This is a genomic window from Cupriavidus campinensis (assembly GCF_905397395.1).
Taxonomy (GTDB): domain Bacteria; phylum Pseudomonadota; class Gammaproteobacteria; order Burkholderiales; family Burkholderiaceae; genus Cupriavidus; species Cupriavidus campinensis.
On sequence record NZ_CAJPVH010000091.1, the window covers coordinates 1 to 12,479 of the forward strand.

Below are 12,479 nucleotides of genomic sequence, written 5' to 3' on the forward strand. Positions count from 1 at the left end.
AAGCGCGAGCGCACCGGTGCCATCATCGGCGGCGCCCTGGGTGGCGGCGCCGGCACAGCAGCCGGCAATGCCATGGGCGGCCGCACCGGCGGCCTGGTTGGCGCAGGCTTGGGCGGCGCGGCGGGTGCAGCGCTGGGCGGCAACGTCTCGCGCAGCAACTCGTACGACGACGATCGCCGCTACTACAAGAAGAGCAAGCATCGCCGCCATCGTCATCGCCACGACGACTAAGTCATTGGCTGGCAACGAAAAAACGGGCTTGAAGGCCCGTTTTTCCATGGCGCGCGGCAAGCATCGCGCGCATAAACAAAAAGCCCGTACTGGTCAGGTACGGGCTTTTTGGCGACTGGCGGCTAGATCAGAGCGCGGCGCCGTCGGTGTAGACGTCGAAGTTACCGGCACGGGCGCCTTCGCCGAAGGAATCGAACTTGCCGGTGCGGGCACCATCGGTGAAGGCGTCGAACTTGGTGGCGCGGGCACCGTCGGTGTACGGGTCGAACGTGGTCTTGGCGAATGCCGGGGCGGCGGAGAGGGCGGCAACCAGGGCAACGGTCAGGGCAAATTGGCGCTTCATGGCGAATCCTTTCTTTATTCGATGGATGCCGGCGCTCGGAATGTGGATGGTGCGATGCGGCATCAGGTGATGCGATATTAGGCATTCCCCTGATATGAATAAATATTGCCATCCACAATGATTGATTGTGCTTTTCACAATAAATCCCCCGGATCGTGTAAAAGTTCACGGGTGAATCGGGAGACTATGTCATGGATCGGCTTCAATCGATGCGCGTCTTCGCCAAGGTGGTGGAACTTGGCAGTTTTGCACGTGCGGCGCAGCAATTGGAAATGTCCAATGCCGTGGTCACGCGCTATGTGGCGGACCTGGAAAGCCACCTGGGCACCCGGCTGCTGAACCGCACCACGCGCAGCCTGTCGCTGACAGACGCCGGCGAAACCTACCTCCAGCGCTGCAGCCAGATCCTCGAGGATGTGGAAGAAGCCGAGTCGGTGGTCACGGCGCGCAGTCAGTCGCTCTCGGGCACGCTGCGGCTGGTGGCGCCGGTCATGTTCGGCCTGCACCTGCTGCCGCAGACTCTGGAACGCTTCCAGCAGCTCTACCCGGACGTGGTATTCGACGTGCTGCTCTCGGACCGCATCGTCGATATCGTGGAAGAAGGCCGCGACGTGGGCGTGATGCTGTCCGACCTGGGCCTCGGCTCGCACCTGGTGGCACGGCCGCTGATCTCGGCCGAGGTCATCCTCTGTGCCTCGCCCGGCTACCTGCGCGCGCACCCGCCGCTGCGTAACGCCCAGGACCTGGCCAGCCACCGCTGCATCGCCATGCGCCTGCCCACGGCCGAGCACGAATGGACGCTCTCCGGCCCCGAAGGCGACGTCACGGTCCCGATCCGGCCCGGCCTGCTGTGCAGCAACGCCGAACTGGCCCACCAGGCCGCGCTGGCCAACATGGGCATCGCCATGCTGTCCTCCTACCTGGCCCGGCCCAACATCGAAGCCGGCCGCCTGACGCACATCCTGCCCCAATACCAACTGCCGCGCCGCGACGTGAGCGTGGTCTACCCCAGCCGCAAGTTCCTGCCGACCAAGGTGCGCGCCTTCATCGACTTCCTGCTCGAGGAAGGCACGAAGCGGGCCGGGGAAGCCAGCGGGCAGAAGTAGGGGAAATAAGAAGGAAGGTTCGAAACCCCTCTCCGCATGCCGGGAGAGGGGTGAACGCCGTACGCGGAATTACTCTTCGGCGTCGGCCGTCGCCTTGGTGGCGGCGCGGGTCTTCTTGGCCGCCGGGGTCTTGGCTGCGGCGGTCTTGGTTGCAGTCTTGGTTGCAGTCTTGGTGGCCGCCTTCTTGGCGGGTGCCTTCTTGGCGGCTACCTTCTTCGCTGCCGGCTTGGCCGGCGCGGCTTCGGTCTCGGCTGCTTCGGTGGCGCCGGTGGCTTCGGTGGTCTTGGCCCCCTTGGCAGACTTGGCTGCGGCGCCCTTGGCGCCGGCCTTCGGCTCGCGGGCCTCGAATTCGAAGCCGATCTTGCCGTCCGGCTGCTTCACCAGGAAGGCCTTGAAGTTGCGGCCCGTGCGCGACGACTTGAAGCCGGTCAGCAGGTCCGTCTTGCCCGCCGTCAGCAGCTTGCCGATCTGCTCGCGCGAGATTTCCTGCTGCAGGATGATCTTGCCGGTCGTGAAGTCGCAGGTCTTCTCGCTGCCCACGGCGTTCTCGCAGACGTACTTCATGCCGTGCTCGTAAACCGCGCCGCTGCACTTCGGGCACGACCCCACCGGGGTCTGGGCGCTGAAGTCGATCGGCTCGCCATCGGCATCGTCGTCGTTCTGGCCGAAGTCGAACTCCATCTTCCAGTTGCCGTCGTCGCCCTTGGCCAGCTTCAGGATGGCCGCGAACGGCCGGCCCATCTTGCTGCGGAAGCCCTGCAGCGGGCCAATTTCCTTCTTCAGCAGCAGTTCCTCGACTTCCTCGATCTCGAACTGGCGGCCGCCCGGGATCTTGCTGATCGAGAACTCGCACGCGGTGCAGGCAAAGCGGCGGTAGTTCTCCTTGACCTGGCCGCCGCACTGCGGGCACGGGGTGTCCAGCGTGGCGTAGTCGCCCGGAATGGTGTCGCTGTCGTATTCCTTGGCGCGCTTGACGATCTGCTGCGTCATCTGCGCGATCTCGCGCATGAATTCGTCGCGCTTGAGCCGGCCGCGCTCGATCTGCGACAGCTTGTGCTCCCACTCGCCGGTCAGCTCGGCCTGCGTCAGTTCGAGCACGCCCAGGCCGCGCAGCAGCGTCATCAGCTGGAACGCCTTGGCGGTCGGGATCAGCTCGCGGCCCTCGCGCACGAGGTACTTCTCGGTCAGCAGCCCTTCGATGATGGCCGCGCGCGTGGCCGGCGTGCCGAGGCCCTTGCCGGCCATGGCCTCGCGCAGCGCGTCGTCGTCGACGAGCTTGCCCGCGCCTTCCATCGCCGAGAGCAGCGTGGCTTCGTTGTAGCGCGCCGGCGGGCGCGTGGTCAGGCCGACGGACTCGACCTTGTCGGTCTTGACGCGCTCGCCCTTGTCCACCGGCACCAGGTTGGCGTCCTTGTCGTCCTTGCCCTGCGCCTCGCGGCCGTAGATGACCAGCCAGCCCGGGTTGACCAGGACCTTGCCCTCGGTCTTGAAGTGATGGCCGGCCACCTCGGTGATGCGGGTGGTCACCTGGAACTCGGCGGCCGGGAAGAACACCGCCAGGAAGCGGCGCACCACCAGGTCATACAGCTTCTGCTCGGGCTCGGACAGGTTCTTGGGCGCCTGCAGCGTCGGGATGATAGCGAAGTGATCGCTGATCTTGCTGTTGTCGAAGATCTTCTTGTTCGGCTTCACCCAGCCGCTGGCCAGGATCTTCTTGGCGTGCGTCAGGTAGTTGGGCGAGCTGTCGGCCAGCATGCCCATGGTCTCCTTGACCGTCTCCAGGTAGTCCTCGGGCAGCGCGCGGGCGTCGGTACGCGGGTACGTCAGCACCTTGTGCTTCTCGTACAGCGCCTGGGCCAGGCCCAGCGTGTTCTTGGCGGAGAAGCCGAAGCGCGAGTTAGCCTCGCGCTGGAGCGTGGTCAGGTCGAACAGCGCCGGCGACTGTTGCGTCGACGGCTTCGATTCCTCGGTGACGGTGCCCGGCTTGTCGCGGCAGGCCGCCACGATGCTCTTGGCCTCGGCCTCGCTCCACAGGCGCGATTCGCGCGCCTCGGGGTCGAACTCGTTCTTCTTGAACTTCGGGTCGAACCAGCGGCCTTCATACAGGCCCTTGGCGGCGATGAACTCGGCGTGCACTTCCCAGTAGTCGCGCGGCACGAAGTGCTTGATCTTCTCCTCGCGCTCCACCACGATCGACAGCGTCGGGGTCTGCACCCGGCCCACCGTGGTCAGGAAGAAACCGCCGCCCTTGCTGTTGAACGCGGTCATCGCCCGCGTGCCGTTGATGCCGACCAGCCAGTCGGCCTCAGACCGGCAGCGCGCGGCATCGGCCAGCGGCATCATTTCCTGGTCGTCGCGCAGCTGCGCAAACCCGTCGCGGATGGCCTGCGGCGTCATCGACTGCAGCCACAGCCGGCGCACCGGCTGCTTGGCCTTGGCCTGTTGCGCGATCAGGCGGAAGATCAGCTCCCCCTCGCGCCCCGCATCGCAGGCGTTGATCAGGCCGGTCACGTCCTTGCGCTTGATCAGCCGGTTCAGCACCTTCAGCCGCGACTCGGTCTTCTGGATCGGGCGCAGGTCGAAATGCGGCGGAATCACCGGCAGATTGGCGAAGCTCCACTTGCCGCGCTTGACCTCGTAGTCGTCCGGCGCGGCAATCTCCACGAGGTGGCCCACGGCCGAAGACAGCACGTAGTCATCGCTCTCGAAGTACTCGTCGTGCTTGGTAAAGCCCCCGAGGGCGCGCGCGATATCGGCGGCGACCGATGGCTTTTCCGCGATGATGAGGGCTTTAGACATTGAACGGGTCCTTGCGGCACGGCTCCCGTCAGGGGAAGCCAGCGCCTCTTGATTGGCACTGCTAATTATGTAAACAGCACGCCTGGGCTTTGAGGCGCCAATAATAAGCGCGCATCCGTCGGCGGTGCAAGCAAACGCCGCCTGGGGCTCAGGCAGCACATGGCATCAGCCGGGGTGGCTCTCGAGCAACCAGTCGAGCACTTCAGGAATTTCCGATGCGGCCGTGGGCATCGACGCCCCACGGTCCAGCATGCGCTCCAACACTTCCAGATGAGGCAGCACGGTGCCGTAAAAATGCGGATCGCCGCCGGCCACGGGCTGGATCAGCACCGTTGGAAAGTTCTCGATATCGATGTCCTCGCCGAGCCGGTCGGCGTGGGTCTCGATATCGATCCAGACAAAGCAGTCGCCGGGATAGCGCGCCGCCAGCGCCGCGAAGCCGCTCATATAGTCCTTGCACGTCCCGCACCAGTCCGCGCACAGGCAGGCCACCAGCCGGCCCGCCGGCCGCGCGGCCAGCGCCTGGCGCAGCGCCGCGGCGTCTTGTTCGGGAAAGTAAACGGTCATCGCAGTCAAAACATGAGCAGCCTACGGCACCAGCCGCGGCAATGCCGGCAGATTGTATAGAGTTTGGCGCCCCTTACCCGAGCCGCCGGTAGCGGTTGCCCGGCAATCGCTCCGCCGCGCCGGCCATTTCCAGCTGTAAAAGCGCTGCCGACGCCGCTTCTGCCGATAATCCGCTGCCGGCGCACAAGGCGTCGAGCGTCACAGGATCATAGGCGAGCGCGGCGCCGAATGCGTCGGCGGGGAGCGGGTCGGTCGCCGCGTTCGCCCCGGCGGGTCTGGCCGATGGCGCGGCGAGGTCGGGAAACTCTTCCACGATGTCCTCGAGGCTTTCCACCAGCTTCGCGCCCTGCCGGATCAACCGGTGACAGCCCTTCGAGAGCGGCGCGTGGATCGACCCGGGAATCGCGAACACCTCGCGCCCCAGCTCGGAGGCCAGCCGCGCCGTGATCAGCGACCCTGAGCGCTCGGCTGCCTCGACCACCAGCACGCCCTGGCCCAATGCTGCGATCAGCCGGTTACGCCTGGGGAAGTGGTGGCTCAATGGCGGCGTTCCAAGGGGAAACTCGCTGAGAATGGCGCCGCCACGGTCCACGATCTCGTGTGCCAGCGCGTGATGACGTGCCGGATACACCACATCGACACCTGTACCGATGACGGCAATCGTGCCGCCGGCGCCGGACATCGCCCCCGCATGGGCCGCTGCGTCGATGCCGAGCGCGAGGCCGGACACCACCATGAATCCCGCCCCGGACAAGGCGGCGGCAAACGCGTGGGCATCCTTCGCCCCCTGCACGGTGGCCTTGCGCGCGCCGACGATGCCGATGGAAGGCGCCGCCAGCGCATCGCGCCGGCCGTTGACGTGGAGAAGGAGCGGGGGATCGGCGAGGTCGAGCAGCCGGGCCGGATAGTCACTATCGGCGAGCGTGACGAGGTGATGGCCCGGTGCGGCGAGCCACGCCTCGGTGCGCGAGATCAGCGCCGCCAGCGTGGCATCGGGCGGGGCGGTCAGGACTTGGGCGATGGCGTGCGGCACCAGCCCATGCAGCCGGGCAGCAGGCTGCGCCAGCACCGCCGAAGGCAGGCCGAACGCGCCCAGCAGCCGGCGCGCGGCCGCCGCGGTCAGTCCTGGCGTGGCAATCAGCCGCAGCCACGCCGCAACGTCGGCCAGCCCCGCATCCCTGCCCAGGGCCGGCCCGGAGACTTGCGCGCCCTCCGGCGCGCGCCTACCGGTCAACGTGGCGTCGTGGCGATGTCGCCAACCTTCATCAGGTTCGTGGCATCGGTGACCAGCGCGTACGAGATACCCGGGAACACGCGATACACATAGGCCAGCCCGTAACGGTCGTCGGGCAGCCTGATGGTACGGTTGCTGTCCGTCGGATCCTTGACCAGTCCACCGTCGCGCGAAAGCGCCAGCACATGGCCCGGCTCGAGCCCGGCGTCCGTGCCCACGTTCAGCACCACCACCTGCTTGGCACCGCCGTACTGCACGCCGCCATACACGGCCGCGATGCGGGCGTTCACGTCGGCCTCGGGCGCATGCGGCACGTAGCGCACCAGTTCGCGCGGGGGCTGGGGCAGCAGCAGCGTGCCGGGGCCCATTTCCTGCAGCGACTGGGTGGCCTGCACCGTGGTCACGGCGTCCGGGCCCTCGGGCGGACGCGAGACACGCACGCTGCCCTGGTATTCGGCCTCGAAGCCAATCACCTTGTTGGTAACCGGGTCACGCACCGGCAGGGCCGGCTTGAAGGCCTGCCAGTCGCTGCCGATGGCTGCCTCGCCGGGGCCAATGCCGCGCGCGTAGCCGGTATCGCCACGGCCCATGTAGACGCGAGCATCGGGCAGGGCCACGAGCCGCGCCGAGGTATCGACGGTGCCCTTGTCCACCACCAGCGGGCGGATCAGGAACGGCTCGATGTCCGCCGCCGGAATGCTCAGGATCGCGTCGCCGTCAGTGCCTTCGCCCCGCACGCGCGGCGAGAGGCGGCCATCGCCGCCTGCGCCGCCCGGTGCGGTCGTGCTCAGGTAGGCGCGGCCATCGCGGGTAATCAGATACAGGATCTGGCCGGGATAGATCAGGTGTGGATTGCGGATCTGCTGCTTGTTCATGCCCCACAGCTCGGGCCAGCGCCAGGGCTGGCGCAGGTAGCGGCCCGAGATACCCCACAGGGTGTCGCCAGAGCGCACCGTGTACTGGCCCGGTGCGCTGGGCGCCAGATCGGCAACGGGAATGCCTTGCTGTGCCGTCCGGTCGGCTTGCGCCTGCTGCGCCGGCGAGACACTGAGGTCCGCGGCCTGGACGGTCATGCCCGCCCCGGCAGTGATGCCGGCGACACTTAGCATGAAGAGGGTGAACGCGTGCAGCCTGCGGCCCGACGCCGCTTGTTCTTTGGTAAGATCGCGCATTTTCGTGAACCGGTCGGTGTAGCGACCGGATTGACCCTAGAGAGCGTGCCTGCTGCGGCCCGCCTTGATTTTTTGTACTTGCGCCCCGATTCTGCATGTAAACACCCGTCGCCGCAACGCGGCCGGGCAGTAGACAGCACCTGGCGTTGCGCCCGAGCATCATGGCAAAACTCGACATCCTCACCTACCCCGATCCCCGCCTGCACAAAGTGGCCAAGCCCGTGGAGGTGGTGGATGACCGCATCCGCACCCTGGTGCGCGACATGGCCGAGACCATGTACGAAGCGCCGGGCATCGGCCTGGCCGCCACGCAGGTGGATGTGCACGAGCGCGTGATCGTGATCGACCTCTCCGAGACGCGCGACGCCCTGCAGGTCTTCATCAACCCGGAAATCGTCTGGGCCAGCGACAACCGCAAGGTCTGGGAAGAGGGCTGCCTGTCCGTGCCCGAGGTCTACGACCGCGTGGAGCGCCCGGACCGCGTGCGCGTGCGCGCGCTGAACGAAAAGGGCGAAACCTTCGAACTCGAGGCCGACGACCTGCTCGCTGTATGTATACAGCACGAGATGGACCACCTGATGGGCAAGGTGTTCGTCGAGTACCTGTCGCCGCTCAAGGTCACCCGCATCAAGCAGAAGCTCCAGAAGCGCGTCCGTTCGCGGATGTAAGCGCGCGCGGATGTAACAGCGGTGCCGCCGCGCCGGCGCCGTCTGCTATCGTTAACCCCTCCGAAGCACCCAATGCACCCGGCCGCCACCATGCGGCCGGTGGCATTTTTATCGCGGAACTCTGCCATGACCCAAGCCCAGCCACTGCGCGTTGCCTTTGCCGGCACCCCGGAATTCGCGCGCGTCGCCCTGGAGGCCATCCACGCCGCAGGCTTTCCGGTGGTGGCCGTGCTGACCCAGCCTGACCGCCCGGCGGGCCGCGGCATGCAGCTGCAGGCGAGCCCGGTCAAGCAGTTCGCCCTCGATGCCGGCCTGGGGCTCGTGCTCCAGCCGCGCTCGCTGCGCCGCCAGGGCAAGTATCCCGAGGAAGCCGGCGCGGCTGTCGATGCGCTGGCGGCCACGGCGCCCGATGTCATGGTGGTGGCCGCCTACGGCCTGATCCTGCCGGCCGAGGTGCTGACCCTGCCGCGCTATGGGTGCCTGAACATCCACGCCTCGCTGCTGCCGCGCTGGCGCGGCGCGGCCCCGATCCACCGCGCCATCGAGGCCGGCGACGCCGAGACCGGCATCACGCTGATGCAGATGGACGAAGGGCTCGACACGGGCGCCATGCTCTCCCGCGAAGCCGTGCCGATCGGCCCACTGGACACCACCGGCACGCTCCATGACACGCTGGCGGCGCTGGGCGGGCGGATGATCGTCGCGGCACTGCAGCAGTTGGCGGCCGGCCAGCCGCTGGCCGCCACGCCCCAGCCCGAGGCCGGCGTGACGTATGCCGAGAAGATCGCCAAGGACGAAGCCCCGCTCGACCTGCGCCGCCCGGCCACGGCGCTGGCCGGCCAGGTGCGCGCCTTCAACCCCTTCCCCGGGGCCACAGTGCAGGTGGGCGACACCGTCATCAAGTGCTGGCAGGCGCTGCCGCTGGCCGCCTCGACCCCGCTGCCGCACCCGCCCGGCACCGTGCTGGCGGCCGACGCCAGCGGCGTGATCATCGCCTGCGGCGAGGGCAGCGCGCTCCAGGTCACCGAACTCCAGAAGCCGGGCGGCCGCCGCCAGCCGGCGCAGCAGTTCCTGCAGGGGCAGCCGCTGCCGCCGGGCACGCGCTGCCTCGTGCCAGCGTGATGTAATCTCCACTTCAGCCTGCAAAAACCCTGCTACGGACATTGAATTTCCGGCAATCGGACCCGATCTAACCGTCAACGCGTCCCGCAGGGGCGGGTACGCGGGGCAGTACGTCGATTGTCGATTTGGGAGACTTTTCCATGTTCAACTGGGTCAAGACCTTCATGCTGATGGCCGCCATCACGGCGCTGTTCATCGTCATCGGGGGCATGATCGGGGGCCGCAGCGGGATGATGTTCGCGCTGTTGATCGCGCTGGGCATGAATTTCTTTTCCTACTGGTTCTCGGACAAGATGGTCCTGCGCATGTACAACGCGCAGGAAGTGGACGCCGGCACGGCGCCGCAGTTCTACAACATGGTGCAGGAGCTGTCCCAGCGCGCCGGCCTGCCGATGCCGCGCGTGTACTTGATCAACGAGGACGCGCCGAACGCCTTCGCCACGGGGCGCAACCCCGAGCACGCGGCGGTGGCGGCCACCACGGGCATCCTGCGCGTGCTGTCCGACCGCGAGCTGCGCGGCGTGATGGCGCACGAACTGGCGCACGTGAAGCACCGCGACATCCTGACCTCAACCATTGCGGCCACGATGGCCGGTGCGATCTCGGCGCTGGCCAACATGGCGATGTTCTTCGGCGGGCGCGACGAGAACGGCAATCGGTCCAATCCGATTGCCAGCATCGCCGTGGCGATCCTGGCGCCGCTGGCGGCCTCGCTGATCCAGATGGCGATTTCCCGGGCGCGTGAATTCGAGGCAGACCGGGGCGGCGCCGAGATCAGTGGCGACCCGCAGGCACTGGCCAGCGCGCTGGACAAGATCCACCGTTATGCGCAGGGCATCCCGTTCCAGGCGGCCGAGGAGCACCCGGCCACGGCGCAGATGATGATCATGAACCCGCTCTCGGGCGGCGCCATCGCCAACCTGTTCTCGACCCACCCGGCCACCGAGGAGCGCATTGCGCGGCTGATGCACATGGCGCAGACGGGCACCTATCCCGCCTGAGGCCGGCCGCGCGCCCCGACTCCGGGTAAACTGCCCGCTGTGTTCCCGGAACCGGCGGGCTTTTTTGTGACCGGCACGCCGTGCCGGATCACTGTCATTCACAGCATTTTCAGATTTCTCGTATTCCATGCGCCTGCAACACGATTCACTTGCCTTCCAGATGCTCGGCGCCGCCGCGGCGGTACGCGGCGTCAACGAAGGCACGGCCCTGCCGCAGGCCATCGAAGACGTCGCCACGCACCTGCGGCTCGACCGCGTGCGCGACGCCGCCACGCGCGGCGCCGTGCAGGACCTGGCCTATCGCACCGTGCGCCAGTTCGGCACCACCCGCGCCCTGGTCACCGAACTGGTGACGCGCCCACCCGGCGCGCTCGTCGATTCCCTGCTGGCGGTGGCGCTGGCGCTGCTGCTGGAGGGCGAGGAGGGCGATGGCAGCAAGGTGGGGCGCGGCGGCTACAGCGATTTCACCGTGGTCGACCAGGCCGTCAGCGCGGCCGCCTCCGAGCCGAAGACCGCGCACGCGCGCGGGCTGGTGAACGCGGTGCTGCGCCGCTTTTTGCGTGAACGCCGGCAGCTGATGCAAACCGTCAACCAGGACGAGGAAGCCCGCTACAACCTGCCGGCCTGGTGGCTGGTGCAGTTGCGCAAGGCGTACCCGGACCAATGGACCACGCTGGCGGAGAGCGTCAACGCCCGGCCGCCGATGACGCTGCGCGTGAACACGCGGCGCACATCGGTGCCGCAGTATCTGACCGAACTGGCCAACGCCGGCATGGCCGGCACGGCCGTGGGCGACCAGGCGGTGCGGCTGGTCCGCGCCTTCCCGGTCTCGCAGGTGCCCGGCTTTGCCGAAGGCGACGTGTCGGTGCAGGACGCCGGCGCGCAACTGGCTGCGCCCCTGTGCGAATTGTCTGATGGCATGCGCGTGCTCGATGCCTGCGCGGCCCCCGGCGGCAAGACCGGCCACCTGCTGGAGCTGGCCGATATCGACGTCACCGCCGTGGAGAGCGACGCGCAACGCGCCGCCCGCATCCACGACAACCTCGCCCGCCTGGGCCAGCGCGCCAATGTGATCGTCGGCGACGCGAGCCGGCCCCAGGACTGGTGGGACGGCCAGCCGTTCGACCGCATCCTGGCGGACGTGCCGTGCTCGGCGTCGGGCATCGTGCGGCGCCATCCCGATATCCGTTGGCTGCGGCGCGAGACAGATATTGCGCGCCTAGTCAATGAGCAGCGTCGCATCGTGTCTCAACTTTGGCCGCTGCTGAAGCCGGGCGGCATTCTGGTGTACGTGACCTGTTCTATTTTCCCAACGGAAGGCGAGGAGCAGGCGCTCTGGTTTGGTGCGCAGCTACCAGATGCGATACGATTGCAAGCGCCGGGACAACTGCTGCCCGGTACGAAGGCGCCTGAAACGGCCAGCCTGCCGACCGGTTCGCCATTGGGTCTGCCTACCGACCACGATGGTTTCTACTACGCCCGCTTCCAGAAACGCGCCTGATCCCACCGATGCCGAGCCCGCTGCGCTTGTTCGTCCACCGAGTCCCGGGCCGCGCAACGCGCGAGGCGCCGGCGCTCGCGCTGGCCACGATCCTGCGCACCTGGGCCATCGCGGCCTTCCTGCTCCTGGCCCTCGGGCTCGGGCATAGCCCCCGGGCGACCGCGCAGCTGATCGAGAACTCCGAAGCGAAGATCGAATATCAGGACGGCGACTTCGAGCTGGCCGCCGCGTTCGATTTCGACCTGCCCCCGGCACTGGAAGACGCGCTGCACAAGGGCATCCCGCTCTATTTCGTGGTCGAGTTCCAGCTGACGCGCCCGCGCTGGTACTGGTTCGACGAAAAGCCAGTGAACACCAGCCGCAGCGTGCGCCTGTCGTATCAGCCGCTGACGCGTCAGTACCGTGTCTCCACGGGCGGGCTGCAACTGCCGTTCAACCGCCTCAAGGGCGCGCTGCAATTTATCCAGCAGGTGCGTGGCTGGCGCGTGTTCGAGCGTGGTGACGTGCGGCGCGGCGAAACCTATCACGCCGAGCTACGCATGCGGCTCGACCTCTCCCAGCTGCCGAAACCGTTCCAGATCAACGCGGTGAACACGCGCGAGTGGAACCTGTCGTCCGAGTGGAAGCGCTTCAACTACACGGTGCCGACCAACCTCGACGCGCCCCAGCCGCTGCCCACGCCGCCGGCCCGGGTGCCCGCCCCACCGCCGGCGGCGCCCCCGGCCCCACCCGCTG

General features: G+C 67.5%; 11 protein-coding genes and 1 pseudogene. 7 read left to right on the plus strand and 5 right to left on the minus strand.

Annotated features, from left to right (window positions below; genetic code table 11):
* Window positions 1-231: pseudogene (locus KHO18_RS26800) on the plus strand (hypothetical protein); the annotation flags it as partial.
* 127 nt (window positions 232-358) lie between these two features.
* Here the strand turns inward: KHO18_RS26800 and KHO18_RS26805 are convergent.
* Complete coding sequence (locus tag KHO18_RS26805; RefSeq protein ID WP_211944201.1) at window positions 359-574, minus strand: hypothetical protein; 216 nt, start codon at window positions 572-574, stop codon at window positions 359-361.
* 191 nt (window positions 575-765) lie between these two features.
* Between KHO18_RS26805 and KHO18_RS26810 the strand changes: the two genes are divergently transcribed.
* On the plus strand, window positions 766-1,680 hold the full coding sequence (locus KHO18_RS26810; protein ID WP_144202659.1) for a LysR family transcriptional regulator: 915 nt from the start codon (window positions 766-768) through the stop codon (window positions 1,678-1,680).
* A 69-nt stretch (window positions 1,681-1,749) separates the two neighbouring features.
* On the opposite strand, the gene KHO18_RS26815 is transcribed toward KHO18_RS26810, so the two are convergent.
* The 4 genes from KHO18_RS26815 to KHO18_RS26830 all read right to left on the minus strand — a co-directional run bounded on the left by KHO18_RS26815 (window position 1,750) and on the right by KHO18_RS26830 (window position 7,452).
* Window positions 1,750-4,479, minus strand: a complete 2,730-nt coding sequence (locus KHO18_RS26815; RefSeq protein ID WP_144202661.1) for a DNA topoisomerase III — start codon at window positions 4,477-4,479, stop codon at window positions 1,750-1,752.
* Window positions 4,480-4,644: 165 nt separating this feature from the next.
* Window positions 4,645-5,046: a thioredoxin family protein gene (locus KHO18_RS26820; protein ID WP_144202662.1), complete on the minus strand. Its 402-nt coding sequence runs from the start codon at window positions 5,044-5,046 to the stop codon at window positions 4,645-4,647.
* A gap of 73 nt (window positions 5,047-5,119) precedes the next feature.
* The gene (dprA, locus tag KHO18_RS26825; RefSeq protein WP_244845126.1) at window positions 5,120-6,280 is read right to left on the minus strand and encodes a DNA-processing protein DprA; all 1,161 of its coding nucleotides are present in this window, start codon (window positions 6,278-6,280) and stop codon (window positions 5,120-5,122) included.
* Window positions 6,277-7,452 (minus strand): LysM peptidoglycan-binding domain-containing protein, encoded by a 1,176-nt coding sequence (locus KHO18_RS26830; protein ID WP_144202667.1) that lies wholly within the window; start codon window positions 7,450-7,452, stop codon window positions 6,277-6,279. The genes dprA and KHO18_RS26830 overlap by 4 nt, the downstream gene beginning before the upstream one ends.
* Before the next feature lie 161 nt (window positions 7,453-7,613).
* Between KHO18_RS26830 and def the strand changes: the two genes are divergently transcribed.
* The 5 genes from def to KHO18_RS26855 form a co-directional block, all read left to right on the plus strand.
* Window positions 7,614-8,120 carry a peptide deformylase gene (def, locus tag KHO18_RS26835; RefSeq protein WP_144202669.1) on the plus strand — a complete coding sequence of 169 codons (507 nt, stop codon included), beginning with the start codon at window positions 7,614-7,616 and terminating at the stop codon, window positions 8,118-8,120.
* 126 nt (window positions 8,121-8,246) lie between these two features.
* Window positions 8,247-9,242, plus strand: a complete 996-nt coding sequence (gene fmt / locus KHO18_RS26840) for a methionyl-tRNA formyltransferase (RefSeq protein ID WP_144202671.1) — start codon at window positions 8,247-8,249, stop codon at window positions 9,240-9,242.
* A gap of 140 nt (window positions 9,243-9,382) precedes the next feature.
* A complete protein-coding gene (gene htpX / locus KHO18_RS26845) occupies window positions 9,383-10,243 on the plus strand; it encodes a zinc metalloprotease HtpX (RefSeq protein WP_144202674.1) in 861 nt (286 codons plus the stop codon).
* Window positions 10,244-10,370: 127 nt separating this feature from the next.
* A complete protein-coding gene (gene rsmB / locus KHO18_RS26850) occupies window positions 10,371-11,744 on the plus strand; it encodes a 16S rRNA (cytosine(967)-C(5))-methyltransferase RsmB (RefSeq protein WP_211944202.1) in 1,374 nt (457 codons plus the stop codon).
* Between the two features lie 8 nt (window positions 11,745-11,752).
* Window positions 11,753-12,479 (plus strand): DUF4390 domain-containing protein (locus tag KHO18_RS26855; protein ID WP_211944203.1); only part of this gene is annotated, 727 nt, incomplete at its 3' end.